This is a genomic window from Nocardia sp. NPDC049526, from assembly GCF_044465765.1.
Taxonomy (GTDB): Bacteria; Actinomycetota; Actinomycetes; order Mycobacteriales; family Mycobacteriaceae; genus Nocardia.
In genome coordinates this window covers 1-17031 of record NZ_JBITMA010000008.1, presented here as the reverse complement: position 1 = coordinate 17031, position 17031 = coordinate 1, and the positions used below count along the sequence as shown (strand labels likewise).

Annotated in this window: 15 protein-coding genes and 1 pseudogene; 6 read left to right on the top strand and 10 right to left on the bottom strand. The window is 66.1% G+C overall.

All coding sequences use genetic code 11. The features are described 5' to 3' along the window. The first annotated feature begins 69 nt into the window (after nt 1-69). The 3 genes from ACIBW7_RS24550 to ACIBW7_RS24540 are packed head-to-tail and all read left to right on the top strand — an operon-like array spanning nt 70 to nt 4969. Nucleotides 70-1449, top strand: a complete 1380-nt coding sequence (locus ACIBW7_RS24550; RefSeq protein ID WP_397050051.1) for a hypothetical protein — start codon at nt 70-72, stop codon at nt 1447-1449. After that, the gene (locus ACIBW7_RS24545; protein ID WP_397050049.1) at nt 1446-2423 is read left to right on the top strand and encodes a glutamate ABC transporter substrate-binding protein; all 978 of its coding nucleotides are present in this window, start codon (nt 1446-1448) and stop codon (nt 2421-2423) included. The genes ACIBW7_RS24550 and ACIBW7_RS24545 overlap by 4 nt, the downstream gene beginning before the upstream one ends. Nucleotides 2424-2428: 5 nt before the next feature. Further along, nucleotides 2429-4969 carry a tetratricopeptide repeat protein gene (locus ACIBW7_RS24540; RefSeq protein ID WP_397050047.1) on the top strand — a complete coding sequence of 847 codons (2541 nt, stop codon included), beginning with the start codon at nt 2429-2431 and terminating at the stop codon, nt 4967-4969. A gap of 273 nt (nt 4970-5242) precedes the next feature. On the opposite strand, the gene ACIBW7_RS24535 is transcribed toward ACIBW7_RS24540, so the two are convergent. Continuing rightward, nucleotides 5243-6451, bottom strand: coding sequence for an acetate kinase (locus tag ACIBW7_RS24535; RefSeq protein WP_397050044.1), 1209 nt, complete (start codon nt 6449-6451; stop codon nt 5243-5245). Nucleotides 6452-6543: 92 nt separating this feature from the next. After that, nucleotides 6544-8616 (bottom strand): phosphate acetyltransferase, encoded by a 2073-nt coding sequence (pta, locus tag ACIBW7_RS24530; RefSeq protein ID WP_397050042.1) that lies wholly within the window; start codon nt 8614-8616, stop codon nt 6544-6546. Between the two features lie 94 nt (nt 8617-8710). Here pta and ACIBW7_RS24525 point away from each other — a divergent pair, with 94 nt between their 5' ends. Continuing rightward, the gene (locus tag ACIBW7_RS24525; RefSeq protein ID WP_397050040.1) at nt 8711-9214 is read left to right on the top strand and encodes a nitroreductase family deazaflavin-dependent oxidoreductase; all 504 of its coding nucleotides are present in this window, start codon (nt 8711-8713) and stop codon (nt 9212-9214) included. 211 nt (nt 9215-9425) lie between these two features. On the opposite strand, the gene fgd is transcribed toward ACIBW7_RS24525, so the two are convergent. Continuing rightward, nucleotides 9426-10436: a glucose-6-phosphate dehydrogenase (coenzyme-F420) gene (gene fgd, locus ACIBW7_RS24520; protein ID WP_397050038.1), complete on the bottom strand. Its 1011-nt coding sequence runs from the start codon at nt 10434-10436 to the stop codon at nt 9426-9428. A gap of 356 nt (nt 10437-10792) precedes the next feature. On the opposite strand from fgd, the gene ACIBW7_RS24515 reads away from it, so the two are divergent. Next, the gene (locus tag ACIBW7_RS24515) at nt 10793-11590 is read left to right on the top strand and encodes an HAD-IIA family hydrolase (RefSeq protein ID WP_063047175.1); all 798 of its coding nucleotides are present in this window, start codon (nt 10793-10795) and stop codon (nt 11588-11590) included. Nucleotides 11591-11760: 170 nt separating this feature from the next. Here ACIBW7_RS24515 and ACIBW7_RS24510 read toward each other — a convergent pair whose 3' ends face one another. From ACIBW7_RS24510 to ACIBW7_RS24495, 4 genes are all read right to left on the bottom strand, one after another. Continuing rightward, nucleotides 11761-12213 carry a MarR family winged helix-turn-helix transcriptional regulator gene (locus ACIBW7_RS24510; protein WP_397050035.1) on the bottom strand — a complete coding sequence of 151 codons (453 nt, stop codon included), beginning with the start codon at nt 12211-12213 and terminating at the stop codon, nt 11761-11763. After that, on the bottom strand, nt 12210-12848 hold the full coding sequence (locus ACIBW7_RS24505) for a DJ-1/PfpI family protein (protein WP_397050033.1): 639 nt from the start codon (nt 12846-12848) through the stop codon (nt 12210-12212). The genes ACIBW7_RS24510 and ACIBW7_RS24505 overlap by 4 nt, the downstream gene beginning before the upstream one ends. Before the next feature lie 40 nt (nt 12849-12888). Next, a complete protein-coding gene (locus tag ACIBW7_RS24500) occupies nt 12889-13335 on the bottom strand; it encodes an RpiB/LacA/LacB family sugar-phosphate isomerase (protein ID WP_397050030.1) in 447 nt (148 codons plus the stop codon). Nucleotides 13336-13422: 87 nt separating this feature from the next. Next, on the bottom strand, nt 13423-14166 hold the full coding sequence (locus tag ACIBW7_RS24495; protein ID WP_397050028.1) for an SDR family NAD(P)-dependent oxidoreductase: 744 nt from the start codon (nt 14164-14166) through the stop codon (nt 13423-13425). Nucleotides 14167-14311: 145 nt separating this feature from the next. Here ACIBW7_RS24495 and ACIBW7_RS24490 point away from each other — a divergent pair, with 145 nt between their 5' ends. Next, a complete protein-coding gene (locus tag ACIBW7_RS24490) occupies nt 14312-14794 on the top strand; it encodes a DUF456 domain-containing protein (protein WP_397050026.1) in 483 nt (160 codons plus the stop codon). Nucleotides 14795-14840: 46 nt separating this feature from the next. Here the strand turns inward: ACIBW7_RS24490 and ACIBW7_RS24485 are convergent, their stop codons facing one another. The 3 genes and pseudogenes from ACIBW7_RS24485 to ACIBW7_RS24475 form a co-directional block, all read right to left on the bottom strand. Then, the gene (locus ACIBW7_RS24485) at nt 14841-15152 is read right to left on the bottom strand and encodes a DUF4190 domain-containing protein (RefSeq protein WP_397050024.1); all 312 of its coding nucleotides are present in this window, start codon (nt 15150-15152) and stop codon (nt 14841-14843) included. A gap of 93 nt (nt 15153-15245) precedes the next feature. Next, nucleotides 15246-16118, bottom strand: a complete 873-nt coding sequence (locus tag ACIBW7_RS24480; RefSeq protein WP_397050022.1) for an amidohydrolase family protein — start codon at nt 16116-16118, stop codon at nt 15246-15248. A gap of 124 nt (nt 16119-16242) precedes the next feature. Next, nucleotides 16243-17031: pseudogene (locus tag ACIBW7_RS24475) on the bottom strand (pyridine nucleotide-disulfide oxidoreductase); the annotation flags it as partial.

Here is a 17031-nt window from a genome sequence, read left to right as displayed (position 1 = left end):
CACGGCGCCGGTAAGACCACAATAAGCTCCCAGTAGGAGCACATGTGCGCACCAACCGGGGAGGTGGAGATGGCAGCGCTCGACTCGACGACGGCCCCGCGGCCGCCGTCGGTCACGGCCGATGTCGGGCCCGAGCGGCTGGACGTGCCGCGCGAGGCCGGGCTACGCGCCCATTTGGACCCGGCCAACCTACGATCCTTCGCGCTATCGACCCCGGGCCGGCTCATCGCCATCGGTCTGCTGCTCATCGGCCTTTGCCTGGCCGCGGGCATGATGACCGCCGCGACGGTGAGCGACCGCCAGCAGGCACTGGACATCCTGCTCGACGACACCGAGCCGGATGCGAACTCCTCCCACCACCTCTACACCTCGCTGTCCATCGCGGACGCCGCGGCGAGTACCGCGTTCATCGCGGGTGGCCTGGAACCGGAGACCGTGCGCGATCGCTACAGCCAGGCGCTGGGCGAGGCGTCCGCGGAATTGGTGACGCAATCGGGTCACGCGGCCGGACAGGCCACCGACGACGACCCGGATACCCGACTGCGTACCGGCATCGCCACCGGCCTGCCGGTCTACTCTGGTCTGGTCGAAACCGCCCGCGCGAACAATCGCAACGGGTACCCGGTCGGCGCCGCGTATTTGAGCGAGGCATCGAATCAGATGCAGACCGTCCTGCTGCCGATGGCCGCACAGCTGCAGAGCCATCGCTCCGATGCCGTGAGCGCGGCCCAGCGGCATCACGTGCAGCCGCCGTGGTCCGCGATCGGCGTGCTGATCCTGGCGCTGGGGGCGCTGGTCTGGGCGCAGTTCGATTTGTCGAAGCGCTGGCACCGCGTACTCAATCCGGGACTGCTGCTCGCCTCGATCGGGATGCTGATCCTGTTGGCATGGACGCTGATCGCCGGATCCGTCTCGGCCGCGGAGATGATCGGTGGCCGCGACCACGGCGCGGTACCGAGCTCCCGTTTGACCGAGAGCCGCATCCTGACCCAGCAGGCGCGTTCGGCGGAGACACTGAAGCTGGTGCGCCGCGACGCCACCGGCGACTACGACCGGACCTACGAGTCCAGCGTCACCAGGCTCAACGAACTGCTCAGCGGCTATCCGTCCGATGCGCCCGCGGCCGATGAGATCGCGAAGGCCCGTGAGGCGCTTACCCGTTGGCGAGCGGCCCATCAGCGCATGAACGACAGCCTCGCCCGCGGCGATTTCGTCGGAGCGGCGGCGGTGGCGACCGGACCGGGCTCGGCGGATGCCGCGGCACAAGTGGAATCACTGGACGACGCATTGGGCCTGGGCCTGGACGCGACGCGCGATACGTTGCGCGACAACATCTCCGGCGCGGCCCGATCACTGGACTTCCTGGCACCGGGCGCGATGGTGTTGGGAATACTCGCCGCAGGCTATGTCGGCCTCGGTATCTGGCCGCGACTTCGGGAGTACCGGTGAACCGCGTGCGCGGGCTACTCGCCGCGCTCGCCGCAATCGCCCTGCTCGCCGGGTGCGCAGGGGGGTCGGACACGATCGATACGAAGACCACCAAGTACACCGAACCGCCGCTGCCCGCCAAGGCCGTTTCGATACCGACGGACTCACCGATTCCAGCGGAACGCGACGAGCAATGCGGCGATCCGACCGCGAGTCTGCGGCCCACCGGGGCGGGTGCGGCCGCCCGTGGACCGACCATCGATGCGATTCGGGCCCGCGGCCGGCTGGTGGTCGGATTGGATACCGGCAGTAACCTTTTCAGCTTCCGGGATCCAGTGAGTGGCACGATCGTCGGGTTCGATGCCGATATCGCCAGGGAGGTCGCGCGCGATCTGTTCGGTAGTCCGGAGCAGATCGAGTACCGCAGTCTCGGGTCCGCGGAGCGCGAGTCCGCGCTGCAGAATCACCTCGTCGATATCGTCGCCAAGACGATGACGATCAATTGTGAACGGCGGCAGAAGGTCACCTTCTCCACCGTCTATCTCCACGCGAATCAGCGCGTGCTCGCGGTGAAGAACTCCGGCATCCGAAGTCTGGCCGATTTGGCGGGCAGGCGGGTGTGCATCGTTTCCGGCACCACCTCGCTGGACCACATGCGCCGCGAACAGCCCGCAGCGACCATCCTCACCGTGCCCACCTGGGCCGACTGTTTGGTAGTACTGCAGCAGCGCCAAGTCGACGCGATCAGCACCGACGACGCCGTCCTCGCGGGTCTGGCCACGCAGGACTCGTCGTACACCGAGTTGGTCGGCCCCAGCATCAGCGTCGAGCCCTACGGCATCGGAATTCCCAAGGGCAACGACGATCTCGTCCGCTTCGTCAACGGCACGCTGGAGCGCATCCGCAATGACGGCACATGGGCACGGCTGTACCAGCAATACCTCATCGCTCTAGGGCCGGTCCCAGCCCCGCCCGTCCCGACCTATCAGGACTGACGGCGATGACATCACCGCACGATGCCACCGATTCGACCGAGGGCGAGCCGAAGGAACCCGCCGAGGAATCCGGAGAAAGCACCAGGGCAACCGCGTTCGTCGAACCAGATATGGCCGAACCGGGCTCCGCGGCCGTCGAAACGATCAGGTGGTCACCGGGCACCGGCCCCGAGGCCGAAAATCTGCGCCCCGAGGCCACTTCCGGCACCGGGGAGAGCGCCGGCAAATCCGCTCGTAACCACGCCGCCTCCGCCGAGACGACCCGTGACCACCCCGCCTCCGCGGAAACCATCCGCCACCAACCCGCGTCCGGCGAAACCGATCGCCGCGACAATATGGCCGCCGAATTCACCGTCGGCGCGTGGAATGCCCCGCAGCCGACCTCCGCCGCGACCATGCGCACCTCCGGCCGCAGCGTCCGCACGGCGCGCTCGCGACCGACGACGCGCAAACTCGGCGCCGGATTGGTCACGATTCCGAATATCCCGCCCGCCGATCCACGCACCGCGGTGCTCGCCGATCCCGTCGTCTCCGAGGGCAGACGCTACTGTTGGCGCTGCGGCAACCCGGTCGGCCGGGCCACCGCGACCCGCCCCGCGACAACCGCAGGCACCTGCGAAACCTGCGGTGCGCCATATGATTTCCGCCCGTCGCTGCACGAGGGCGATATGGTGTCGAGCCAGTATGAAATCCAGGGCTGTATCGCGCACGGCGGACTCGGCTGGATCTATCTCGCGATCGATCGCAATGTCAGCGACCGCTGGGTCGTCCTGAAGGGCCTGCTGCACGCGGGCGATACCGAGGCGCAGGCGGTGGCCGTCGCCGAACGCCAATTCCTGGCCGAGGTGGCACATCCCAGCATCGTCAAGATCCACAATTTCGTCGAGCACACCGGCCCGGACGGCGAGTCGATCGGCTACATCGTCATGGAGTACGTCGGCGGCCGCTCACTGCGCGATATCCTCGACACCTATCCGCGGCCGGAGCGGATGCCGGTCCCCGAGGCGATCGCATATCTGCTGGAGATCCTGCCCGCGCTGGAGTATCTGCATTCGATCGGGTTGACCTACAACGACCTCAAACCCGACAACATCATGGTCACCGAGGATCAGGTCAAACTCATCGACCTCGGCGCGGTCGCCACCATCGATGCCTACGGAAACCTGTACGGCACCAGGGGTTTTCAGGCACCCGAGATCGCCAGGACCGGTCCGACGGTGGCCTCGGACATCTACACGGTCGGGCGGACGCTGGCCGTGCTGACGTTGAGCATGCCGATGGAACAGGGACGCTATCTCGACGGCATTCCCGATCCCGCCGACCACCCGGTGCTCGAACGCTACGAGTTCTTTCATCGTTTGCTGCTGTGCGCGACCGATCCCGATCCCGAGCGCCGCTTTCCCTCAGCGCGCGTTATGTCGGCCCAGCTGGCCGGTGTACTGCGCGAGATCCTGTCCATGGAGACCGGCACCGAACATCCACAGTTGTCCACAGTTTTCAGTCCACAGCGTGGCAGCTTCGGCACCGAGGAGTTGATCAGCCAGACCGACGCCTATGCCGACGGCATTGCCAGGAGCAATCTGCTGCGCGCCGGCGAAGTGGCTGCGGCACTTCCGGTTCCGCTCATCGATCCGACGGACGCATCGGTGCCGGTACTCGCGGCCGTGGCACATCCGGAACCGAACGATGCGCTTGCGGCGCTGCAGGAGGCACATGAGCGCGCCGTGGCCGATCCCGAAAAAACACAGGAGACATGGGATCTGGAGCTGACGCTGGCCGAGGCCAAGCTCCGGCTCGAACTCGGCGAATCGGCGGCCGTGCTGCAGATGCTGTCACGGCTGCCCGGCGATCACGATTGGCGCATCGACTGGTATCTGGGCCAGGCCCAGCTGGTCGAGTTGGACTACCAGCAGGCCTATGACAGCTTCGATGCGGTGCTGCGGGTGCTACCCGGCGAGATCGCGCCCAAGCTGGCACTCGCGGCAACCGCGGAACTCGTTCTGCAGCACTGGGATTCGGACGACCACGAACAATGGCGGGCCTGCGCGGAGAAGTTCTACGCCACTGTCTGGCGCACCGATCGCGCCGTGGTGAGCGCCGCATTCGGCCTGGCCAGGCAGTCGGCCGAGGCGGGTCAGGTCGACGAGGCCGTGCGCGCGCTCGACGAGGTGCCCGCCGCCTCCCGGCACTACACAACGGCCCGGATGACCGCGGTGTGGTTATTGCTCACCGCCGCCCCCATCGCCGAGCTCCCCGAATCCACCCTGCACCTTTCGGCCTCGCGCGTCGTCGGCCTGCCCAGCGGGGAGAGCCGCGCGACCCAGATGCGCGTGCTCGTCCTCGGTGCTGCGCTGGCCTGGCTGCAATCGGGCAATACACCGAGGAGCGACGGGACGACCCTCTTCGGCGCGCCGTTCACCGAGCGCGAGCTGCGTGCGGGCACCGAGGCCGGGCTGCGCGCCCTGGCCCGCAGCGCCCCCGGCCGCAATCACCGCTATGCGCTGGTCGACCTGGCGAATTCCATCCGAGCCAAGACCTGGATCTGATCGCTGTACAAGCAAAACCCGGCCGGGAGGGAACGCCGGCCGGGCTCGGATCTCGATTCGCGGAGCAGTCGGCACACCGATGATCCCCAGGGTTTCCGCCCTTCCGGGCCCGCCCCGGGGGCAGCCGGAGCGGGCACATCGGGAGCGGCGAGGGCATCGCGGTCCCGACAGCGGCGGAGGTCCGGCCCCGGTTTCGGCGTCCGGCGCGAACCTGATCCGATACCAATACTGCCGCAGCGAGTGTGAGGATTCCGTGAGGTTTTCTAGAGCCGCTCAATCAGCGTGCTGAGCTGCGACAACGTGCAGTGCGGCCTGCGCGATCGCCAATTCCTCATTGGTCGGCACGACCAGCACGGCGACCTCCGCGTCCGGTGCGGAGATGTGCCGGGCCGCGCGGTCCTCGGCGGTATTGCGGGCCGGGTCGACCGCGATGCCGAAGCGAGACAGCCCGGCGAGTGCGTCGGCGCGGACCTGCGGGCTGTTCTCGCCGACGCCCGCGGTGAAGGTGATGGCATCGACGCCGCCGAGCTCGATCAGATAGGCGCCGAGATAGCGCCGCAGGCGGTGGATGTACACGTCGTAGGCCAGGCGAGCCGCGGGGTCACCCGCGTCGATGAGCCGCTGCAACTCACGGAAGTCGTTGACGCCGGATAGTCCCTTGAGTCCGGCGTTGCGGTTCAGCATTTCGTCGATCTGGTCGACATCCATGTGGGCCGCACGGACCAGATGCGCGAAGATCCCGGGATCCAGATCGCCGCCCCTGGTGCCCATCACCAGCCCCTCCAGCGGGGTGAGGCCCATGGTGGTGTCGATCGGCTGTCCGCCGCGAATGGCCGATGCCGATGCGCCGTTGCCGAGGTGGAAGATGATCTGGTTCAGGTCGGCGGGGTCGCGATCGAGCAGCGCGGCGACCCGGCCGGAGACGTACTCGTGCGACGTGCCGTGGAAGCCGTACTTCCGGATGCCATGCGCGGCAGCGAGTTTCGCGTCGATGGCGTAGGTCTTGGCGGCATCGGGCAGGCCGTGGAAGAACGCGGTATCGAAGACCGCCACCTGCGGGACGCCGGGCAGCAGTGCACGCGCGCTCTCGATGCCCGCGACATTCGCCGGATTGTGCAGCGGCGCAAGCGAAGACAGGTCGGATATGGCCGCGACCACATCATCATCGATGAGCGTCGGCCGGTAGAACACCTCACCGCCGTGCACCACGCGGTGCCCGACCGCGCGCACCCCGGCAGCGGCCAGATCGTGGCCGGATTCGGCGAACACGTCGAAGACCAGCCGCAGCCCCGCCGTGTGATCGGCGATCGGCCGGCGATGTTCGATGGTTCGGCCATCGACCTGATGCTCGATCCCGGCCTGCTCCTCACCGATCCGATCGACCATGCCGGACGCGGCGACCACACCCGACTCCGGGTCCAGCAGTTGGTATTTGATCGACGACGAGCCGGAATTGATCACCAGCACCAGGTCATTGCTCATACCAGCGCCTCCTGCAACACGCGCGTCCCCCCGCATTCGGTCAGCAACCGCGAACCCGGCCGCATTTGTTCCGCCGTGTGCCACACCGCACATCAGCTCTCCTGCGCCTGGATCGCGGTGATGGCAACCGTATTGACGATATCGGCGACGAGCGCACCGCGGGACAGGTCGTTGACCGGTTTGCGCAGCCCCTGCAGCACCGGGCCGATCGCGATCGCACCGGCGCTGCGCTGGACCGCCTTGTAGGTGTTGTTACCGGTGTTGAGGTCGGGAAACACGAAGACCGTTGCGCGCCCGGCTACTTCGGAATCCGGGAGTTTGGTGGTTGCCACCGTGGGTTCGATCGCGGCGTCGTACTGGATCGGGCCCTCCACCAGCAGTTCCGGCTCGCGCTCGCGAACCAGTTTGGTGGCGACGCGCACCTTGTCCACATCGGCTCCGCTGCCGGATTCACCGGTCGAGTAGGACAGCATCGCGACGCGCGGGTCGATGCCGAAGCGGGCCGCGGTGTGCGCGGAGGAGATCGCGATATCGGCCAACTGCTCCGAGGTCGGATCGGGGACGACGGCGCAGTCACCGTAGGCGAGCACCCGATCGGCCAGGCACATGAGGAACACACTGGAGACGGTGGATACGCCCGGCACGGTCTTGATGATCTCGAAAGACGGCCGGATGGTGTGCGCAGTCGTGTGCGCGGCGCCGGAGACCATACCGTCGGCGATACCCTTGTGCACCATCATGGTGCCGAAATACGAGATATCGGCCATGGTTTCGCGGGCGCGCTCCAGTGTCATGCCCTTGTGCTTGCGCAGTTCGGTGTATTCCGCGGCGAATTCGTCGAGGTAACCGGAGGTGCGCGGGTCGAGTACCCGTGCGGCCGAGATATCGACGCCGAGTTCGGCGGCACGGGCGCGCACCGCCGCCTCGTCGCCGAGAATGACCAGATCCGCGATCTTGCGCTGCAGCACCCGCCCAGCCGCGCGCAGGATACGGTCGTCGTCGCCTTCTGGCAGCACGATGGTCTTGCGGTCCGCCCTGGCGCGTTCGATCAGCTGGTATTCGAACATTTGCGGCGTCACCACGGAGGTATCCGGAATTTCGATGCGCTGCAACAACTCCGACGCATCGACATGCTGTTCCATCAGTGCCAGCGCGGTGTCGACCTTGCGCGGGCTGCCCGCCGACATGCGGCCGCGGGTGCGGTAGGCGGCGCTCGCGGCGTCGTAGGTGCCCAATTCGGTGGTGAGGATCGGCAGTTTGGGTTTGAGGCCGTTCATCAGCCTGGCAATGGCCGGATGGGGCAGCATGCCGCCGTTCATGATGATGCCCGACAGCGACGGAAAGCCTTCCGCCTCATGCGCATTCACGACACTGAGCAGCACGTCGGAGCGATCGCCCGGCGCGATGACCACGACACCGTCGACCAACCGCTCCAGAATATGTTCGGCCGTCATGCCGCCGACCATGACCTTCAATGCCTCACGCTGCAGCAATTCCACATCGCCGCTGTACATTTCACCGTCGATCGCGGTACACAGTTCGGCCATTGTGGGCGAAATCAGCAGCGGCACTTCGGGTAACGTCCACGAGGGCACGTCGAAGCCTTTGAGCGCCGCACGGACTTCGTCCAATTGCTCTGGATCACAACGGTTCGCGATGATGGACATCAGATGCGCGTGTTCGAGGGACAGCTCGTGTGCGCACAGCTCGGCCAGATGCTTGACCTCGTCCGCAGTACGGCCGGAACCGCGCACGACCAGCAGTACGGGCGCGCCGAGGTTCACCGCGACGCGGGCATTGAAGCGCAGTTCGCTCGGGCTGGCCACATCGGTGTAGTCGCTGCCGACGACCACCACCGCGTCACACAGCTTCGCGACCTCGTGGAACCGCATCACGATCTCGCTGATCGCGGCATCCGGATCCGCGTGTACCTGCTCGTAGGTGACGCCGATGGCCTGGGCGTAATCGATATCGGCGGTGCTGTGCTCGAGCAGCAGTTCCAGGATGTAATCCGGCTCGGTGGTCGAGCGGGTGATCGGCCGGAATACGCCGACCCGGGCGGTGGTCGCGCACAGCATCTGGAGCATTCCGAGGGCCACCGTCGATTTTCCGGTGTCACCCTCCGGAGATGCGATGTACACAGCGGATGGAGCGGTATCGGCCATGCCCGTGAGCTTAGTGAACCCGCGGCTACCCAGACCGTGCAGCGAGACGGCGATCACGAATTCCTATTCGCACCGATCCGGATATAGTCCGGGCATGGCTGAGCAGTTCCCGAAGCGGCAGTGGGGTTCGAACACCAATTTTCTTGCCCGCCTGGCGACCAAACTCGCTTCCACCAAACCCGGGTCGTGGCTGATCCGGAAAGTCACGCCGCTGGATCGGGCCATCCTCGAGCGCACCGACGCCAAGTACACCCTCCTCGGCCCGATCGGCGCCCCGGTCATGCTGCTGACCACCACCGGCCGCAAATCCGGTGAGCCGCGCACCCAACCACTGCTCTGCCTGCACGACGGCGACACCATCTACGTGATCGGCAGCAACTTCGGCCAGCAGCATCATCCGGCCTGGACCACCAACCTGCTGGCGAACCCGAATGCCACCGTCGCCATCGCGGGCCAACGCATCCCGGTACGCGCCACCCTGGTCGAGTCCGACAAGGACGCCCTCTTCGCCCGCTTCGTCGAGATCACCAACGCGTACAGCATCTACCGCACCCGCACCACCCGAGACCTCCGCATCTTCGCCCTCACCCGCGCCTGAGAAACCGCACCCTTTCTCGGAATCCCGCCACCTGGTGCGGATTGCGCAGGCCCCGATTGCGCGCACCGGCTCAGCACGCCGAGGCCAGTCGAACGGTCGCTGCGGGACTCATCGCGGCCACCATCCGACTCCCCTCGATTGAGCATTTCGCCTGAGCCGGCCGAGCATCGGCGAGCGGGCTCGGCGATGCCCGGCCGGGTCCGGTTGTAACTCAGGCCAAGGCGCGGAGGCGGGGGGCCAGGTCGCGCTGGAAGAGGTCGAGGAAGCGGGACTGGTCGTGGCCGGGGGCGTGGAAGACCAGGTGGTTGAGGCCGGCGTCGAGGTACGGCTTGATCTGTTCGACGGCCTGATCCGGATCGTTGGCGACGATCCAGCGTTTGGCGATCTGCTCGATCGGGAGGGCGTCGGCGGCAGCCTCCATTTCGATCGGGTCGGTAATGGAATGCTTCTGCTCGGCGGTGAGCGAGAGCGGGGCCCAGAAGCGCGTATTCTCCAGTGCCAGTTCGGGATCGGTATCGTAGGAGATCTTGATCTCGATCATCCGGTCGATCTGCTCGACGGCGCGTCCGGCCTTCGCGGCGCCCTCGGCGACGGCGGGCATCAGCTTCTCGGTGTACAGATCCATGCCCTTGCCGGAGGTGCAGATGAAACCGTCACCGGCGCGGCCCGCGTAGCGCGCGACCAGCGGTCCGCCCGCGGCGATGTAGATCGGGATGCCGCCCTTGGGTACGTCGTAGATCGAGGCGCCGACCGTTTTGTAGTACTCGCCGTCGAAGTCGGTGCGCTCCCCGGTCCACAGCGCGCGCATGAGGTCGACCGATTCGCGCAGCCGAGCGAAACGCTCCTTGAATTCCGGCCATTCGCCGGTGTAGCCGGTGGCGATCTCATTGAGCGCCTCACCGCTGCCGACACCGAGCATGATGCGGTCGGGGTACAGACACCCCATGGTCGCGAAGGCCTGCGCGATCACCGCGGGGTTGTAGCGGAAGGTCGGGGTGAGCACCGAGGTGCCGAGTTGGATGCGTTTGGTGCGCTCGCCGACCGCGGCCATCCAGGCCAGCGAGAACGGCGCATGCCCGCCCTTGTGCCGCCAGGGCTGGAAATGGTCGCTCACCGTCGCGCTGTCGAGGCCGTGTTCCTCGGCGGCCACCGCGATTTCCACCAATTCCCGCGGTCCGAACTGTTCCGCCGACGCCTTGTATCCGAGCTTGAGATCACCCATATGCGCCACTCCTGTCGCTTCGCTCAACGGTCCGTGCGGGAGGTTCCGCGCACCGTCGGCCGCCTGAATCCCGCGACCGCATCCCGGTACAACCGCAAGGGCGACACGGGAGTTCCCGAGCCGCGATCGGCCTACCTGAGCGCTGCGCGATCGGTTCTCACACGGCCTCCCCTCGACCATAGTCAGCGCCATTCGAGCAGGTGTGCCGGGTCGCACCTGGGCTATCGCATAGCCGGTGGGCATCACGCACAACTCATATGGTCTGCGGGATGCCCACCGGATGGACGGGATGTGGGGATGGTCGCATCGGGACCGGTATTCGGGCGGTGGGCGGGCGGATAGCCGACAATTGACTCGTGAGCACACCAGATGAACCGATCCTGTCCTACCTCACCGATATGGATGGGGTGCTGGTGCACGAAGACCATCTGGTGCCCGGTGCCGACAAGTTCCTGGCCGAGCTGCGCGGCAACGAGATCCCGTTCCTGGTGCTCACCAATAACTCCATCCGCACGCCGCGCGACCTGCAGGCCCGCCTGCGCCACACCGGACTCGATATTCCGGAGGAGGCGATCTGGACCTCGGCGCTGGCCACCGCGACCTTCCTCAACGACCAGCGCCCCAACGGAACCGCCTACGTGGTCGGCGAATCCGGACTCACCACCGCGCTGCACGAAATCGGCTATGTGCTGACCGATAGCGATCCGGACTACGTGGTACTCGGCGAAACCCGCACCTACTCCTTCGAGGCGATCACCACCGCGATCCGCCTGGTCGACCGGGGTGCGCGCTTCATCGCCACCAACCCGGACGCGACCGGACCGTCCCGCGAGGGCCTGCTCCCCGCGACCGGCTCGGTGGCCGCGCTGATCACCCGCGCGACCGGCAAGGAGCCGTACTACGTCGGCAAGCCGAATCCGCTGATGATGCGCTCGGCACTGCGCCGGATCGGCGCACATTCACAGTCGACGGTGATGATCGGCGACCGGATGGACACCGATATAGTCTCGGGACTCGAGGCGGGCATGCGGACCGTCCTGGTCACCACCGGCATATCCACTCGCGAGTCGGTCGAGCAATTCCCCTACCGCCCGACCCTGGTTGTCGATTCGGTGGCCGATCTGGTCGGTCGGACCGACAAGCCCTTCGCCTGACGCGCGATTCGCACCCGGTGCGGACACTTACCGAATAAGGGCGCGGGCCCGCGTGAGCGGATTCGCTCAGCCGATCATCGACTGGGCCGAATCGACGACCGGCTGATCATTGGGTGGCAGCATCGGCGTGGGCACGGTGGTGAGCGCGTTCGGAATCGGTCAGCCGGTAATCAGGTTTGGTCGGTAATGGCGTCGAGTGCGGCGGAGAGTCGCGTCATGACCTGTACGGTCAGCGCGAGTTGCTCGGCGCCGAGTTCATCGGCGAGCCGTTTCGCCATGACCGCATGCTGCGGATTGATGCGCTCGATCGCCTCGCGCCCCGCGTCGGTGACCGCCACGAGTTTGGCCCGGCGGTGCGCCGGATTCGGCTGGAACTCGGCAAGTCCCTTGTCCACCAACAGATCCGCGATGCGTTGCACACTCTGCCGGGTGATCCCCATGGCTCGGGCGATACCGGCCACCGGCAGCGGTTCGCGCAGCACCGCGCCGAGCACCTGCCACCACGCCGCCGTGATTCCGGCGGGAGCGGCCAATTCCTCTGCGATGGCGAGGAATTGACCGTTCAGCTGGAATGAGGTGATCGCGACCGTTGCGAAGAGTTCCTGCTCGGGTGTGTCACTCATACCGTGGCGACCCGCTGCGCCTCGTACTCGGAAAGTGCGGCGTAGCCCGCCGGATCGCTCTGGCCGAACAAGCGGTACCACGCGTCCAGCACATGCGGTTCATAGACATCGAGCCTGCGCAGCACCTCGCGGGCGAATTCGAAGGGCGCGGTCGGACCTGCCGTGATGAGATCGCCGTCCAGTACCGCCGCTCGGTCCAGATAGCGATCACCGCCCGAATATCCGCTGTAGGCAAGGTATTCCGCGGCGGCACCGGTATGGGCGTGGTTATCGAGGAGTCCTTCCTTCGCCAATCCGAAGGTGGCACCGCAGATCGCCGCGACCGGAACCCCCGCATCCAGAAACTCCCGCGCCTTGTGCGCGAAGGGCACGAGTTCGCCGGTCTCCCATGTGTCAGCGCCGGGCAGGATCAGCATCGCGCTTGCGGCGGGCGTGAGATCGGCGAGCGCCACATCCGGCACGATCCGCATCCCACCTGTCGTAATGATCGGATCGGCGGTGCGCCCAACGGTCTGCACCCGGAAGGTTCCCGGCGCTTTCTGCCAGCTGGGCCGATTGATATGCGCGGTCGCCGCACCGACCTCCCAGTCGGCGAGGGTGTCGTAAACGGCCATGTGAACTGTTTTAACGAGCATGACAGTATGCTGTCATATTTGACAGCATACTGTCAATGCCTCAGTGTCCGCGTTCGATCTTCGCCAGATGCGCGATATTGGCGCGATCCTCCGCATCAGCACTCGGTTCACCGCCGAACCACGCGTCCAGGATCTCCGTCAACTCCGCCCTGGAAGTCGAACGCAGGCTCAGCGCAAGCACATTCGCGTCATTCCACTTCCGCGCACCGGCCGCCGTCGCCGCATCGCCACACAGCGCGGCCCGGATCCCCGCCACCTTGTTGGCGGCAATAGAAGCCCCGGTCCCCGTCCAACAGCACACCACCCCCTGCTCGGCCCGCCCCTCTGCCACGTCCCGCGCCGCCGCCTCACTGGCCCAAGCCCAGTCGTCGCGCTCACTATCCGACAACGCCCCATGCACCAACGTCTCGAACCCCCGCCGCCCGAGCTCCACCACCAGCTCCTCGGCCACCCCCACCCGCTCATCCGCCGCAACCGAAATTCGCATACCCCAAGCGTAATAACGTCCCCACCGCACAGCCGCGGAAACGGCGAGCGGCCTGTCCTCGATTCGGAGGACAGGCCGCCGCACCGGTCACCAGGCAACGGGGCCGAGGCGATCGATGAAGATCCCGGTCGGCCCGTCGGCGTCGATCGTGGCGAGTTCGAGGATCGAGTCGGTGCCCTCGGTGACCGTCAGTTGGCCGGTGTGATTGTTCATATCGGTGGCCGCGAATTTGCGATTCGCGACTTCACCGGGAGTCGCGACGTTGAACTTGATCTTCGGTAGCGCCTGGGCGTACCGCACGGTGATCATGTTCAGCGCCGCTTTCGACGAGCTGTAGGCGAGCTCGTGCATCTTCGAGACGGGCTGCTCCGGATCGGTCACGACCGCGAAGGAACCGCCGCCACTCGACACCATCACCACCCGCGGATTGTCCGACGCCTGCAACAACGGCAGAAACGCATGCGTGACCCTGATCGGTCCGTACACGTTGGTGTCGTAGACGGAATGGATTTCGTCCGCGGTCGCGTCCGCGGGCGCGACGATATTCCCCGGTGCACCGGCGTTGTTGATCAACACATCCAGCCGGTCGGTGTGCTCGCGAACGAGCCGTACCGCATCCGACACCGACTCCTCCGAGGTCACATCCAGCGGCACCATCACGACGTTCACCCCCGCAGCGGCGAGTTCGTCCGCGGCGGCCTGTCCTCGAGCTGCGTCACGCGAGCCGAGGAAAACCGTCCACCCCTGTTCCCCGAGCCGCCGCGCCGCTTCGAGGCCGAGTCCCTTGTTGGCTCCGGTGATCAATACTGTGGTCTGCTCTGTGTTCGTCATGCCCACTAAGACGCACCGGCCCGCTCGCGCTGTGACAACCTGTGAGCGGCCTCACAAACACCGGGAATCGGCACTGTGCACCGACCCCGCGAGTAGGCCAGAATCCTGGCAGCGTGACTAGACGTGGAAAGCGGAGGGACCGGCAGTGTCAGCTTGGGGTGAGGTCGTTGTCGGCCTGGTAATTCTGGTCGGGCTGGTCGGGATCATCGTCCCGATTCTGCCGGGGGTCATTTTGATCTTCGGGGCCATTGCCGTCTGGGCGTTCATGACCGGGGGCGCGACGGCGTGGATCGTATTCGCTATCAGCACAGCGTTCTTGGTGCTGTCCGGCATCATCAAATACACCTGGCCGGGCCGGAAAATGAAGGATGCGGGCGTATCCAATCGCGCACTGTTCATCGGCGCGATCTTCGGCATTGTCGGCTTCTTCATCATCCCGGTGGTCGGGTTGTTCGTGGGATTCGTTCTGGGTGTGTATCTTTCGGAGCTGCACCGACTCCGCGACAACCAACCTGCTTGGCAGGCAACGGTTCACGCGCTCAAGGGCGTCGGCCTATCCATGCTCATCGAACTCTTCGGTGCGCTGCTGGCGACCGGGGTGTGGGTCATCGGTGCCATCGTGAGTTGAGCCGAGGCCGGGCATCGATGGCGTTTCCCGCCGCCGGGCTTCGGGGCTACGAGGTGGTGTCGGCGATAACGCCGACGATCAGCACGATGATGGCTCCTACTACTGCCAGGATGATGAATGCGGAGGAGATGATTCCGCAGATGTAACCCGCCATCACCATGCTGCGGCCACCGATCGCGCCGCCGGAGCGATCGATGTCGGTCAATGCGCGCCGCCCCATGAACCAGGCGAACGGCCCGGTCAGGATGCACAGCACCAGACTCACGATCCCGAGAATCAATATCAACACGGCCTGGGGATGATCCCTCGGCGGTTGTGGATAACTTGGGTAACCGGCCCCCGCTGGAGTTTCGGTCATGCGAAAAGCGTATGCCCGACCACCTTGCAGTCGGGACGAACTCGGCAAATGAGCGAAACGCGCGGCGGCGACCGTGTCACGGCCGAGTCGTACTCACTCGATGGCGGGGAACGGAATCGTGTCGGCCGGTTCGAGTTTCGGTAGCTCATCGCGCCGCAGCGGAAGTGTCGGCTGTTCGGCGCGATGGATCGGCAGGGTCGGCGTCGGATCGGCCTGGATCGCTCGTTCGCGGGCGGGCAGTCGATAGAACGCCCGCGCATTGTCTTCCAGCACCTTGAACATATCGGTGCCGGCCACATCGCAGATCAGATCGACGTCGGAATCCCGGAACGGTCGCCCCGCGCGAGTGCCGGGCAAATCGGTGCCGAACATCAGCGCCTCGGGATTGACCGCGTGGATCCGGCGCAGTGTATCGGCCACTTTCATATGCACCCGCCCGAAACCGGTCGCCTTCACCCGCGCCCCGCGATCCACCAGATCCAGCAGATAGGGCAAACCCTCCTCGGACATGCCGAGATGGTCGATGGAGAACGCAGGCAGCTTCGAGATCACCGGCTGCATCGAGGCGAGCATGTTGCCGTCGATATACACCTCGACATGCCAGCCGGCGAGGTCGTGCGCGCGCAATGCCTGCAGCGTCATCGCGGTGATATCGGCGGCCGCGCGCTTGACATTGAACCGCAGCGCGCGCACTCCGATCCGGTCGAGTTCGACGATCTCTTCGTCGGTGGCGTCGGGGTCCAGCGTGGTGACGCCGACCCACCCCTCGCCGAGCTCGGCCAGCGCCGCTTTCAGGTAGGTCTGATCGGTGCCTTGGAAGGATCCGCTGACCACGGCGCCACCGCCGACATCGAAGCGCGACATACGCTTTCGATAGTCGGCGATGGTGAACGGGTCGGGCAGGTAGCCCTCGTTCTCGGCCAGCGGGAACCGCGGGTCGAAGATGTGGAGATGGGCATCGAACACTTGTACAGAATGCCTCAGAGACGGAATTTCCGCTGCCGCAGACACGACAGATTTTGTGCTGCTGCGGCCGTGTCGGATTGTCGAGAGCCACAGGAGGTGACGGTCACCCCCGGTGGCGCTCGCACTAGACCTTGTGCGGCTCGCTGGCGCGCAGCATGTCCTCGCGTTCGACGACCTTGACGCGCTCGCGGCCCTCCGGCTCGCCGAGGGCGCGCTCGTGCGCGTCGAGGCGGTACCAGCCCTGCCAGGTGGTGAACGGGATGCCCTTGCTCTCGAGGAACTCGGTGACCGCATCCAGTTCCGGCTCGGCGGCCGGGGTGAAGTTCACGCTGTCGTCCAGCAGGCAGGCCACGGTCTCGTTGGCATCGCCCTTGGTGTGACCGATGAGGCCGACCGGACCGCGCTTGATCCAGCCGGTGACGTAGGTGGCGGGCAGATAGCGGTCCGCACCGTCGGCGTCTTCGTCGGCGAGGACGCGTCCGGCCTCGTTCGGAACGACACCGGCCTGGTCGTCGAACGGCAGGTTGGTGAGGTTCTGCGACAGGTAACCCACGGCGCGGTATACGGCCTGGATGTCCCAGTCCTTGAACACGCCGGTGCCCTTGACATTGCCGGTGCCGTCGAGCTGGGTGCGCTCGGTACGCAGGCCGGCGACCTTGCCGTCCTCACCGAGGATCTCGGCCGGGGACTCGAAGAAATGCAGGAACAGCTTGTGCGGGCGGTTACCGACATCGCGGATGGCCCACTGCTCCAGGGTGTTGGCGATCATGTCGACCTGCTTGGAATGCCGGCGCGCGGCCTCCGAACCCTCGTCGTAATCGATGTCCTCGGGATCGACGATGACCTCGATGGTCGGGGAATGGTCGAGCTCACGCAGCTCGAGCGGGGTGAACTTGGCCTGCGCCGGGCCGCG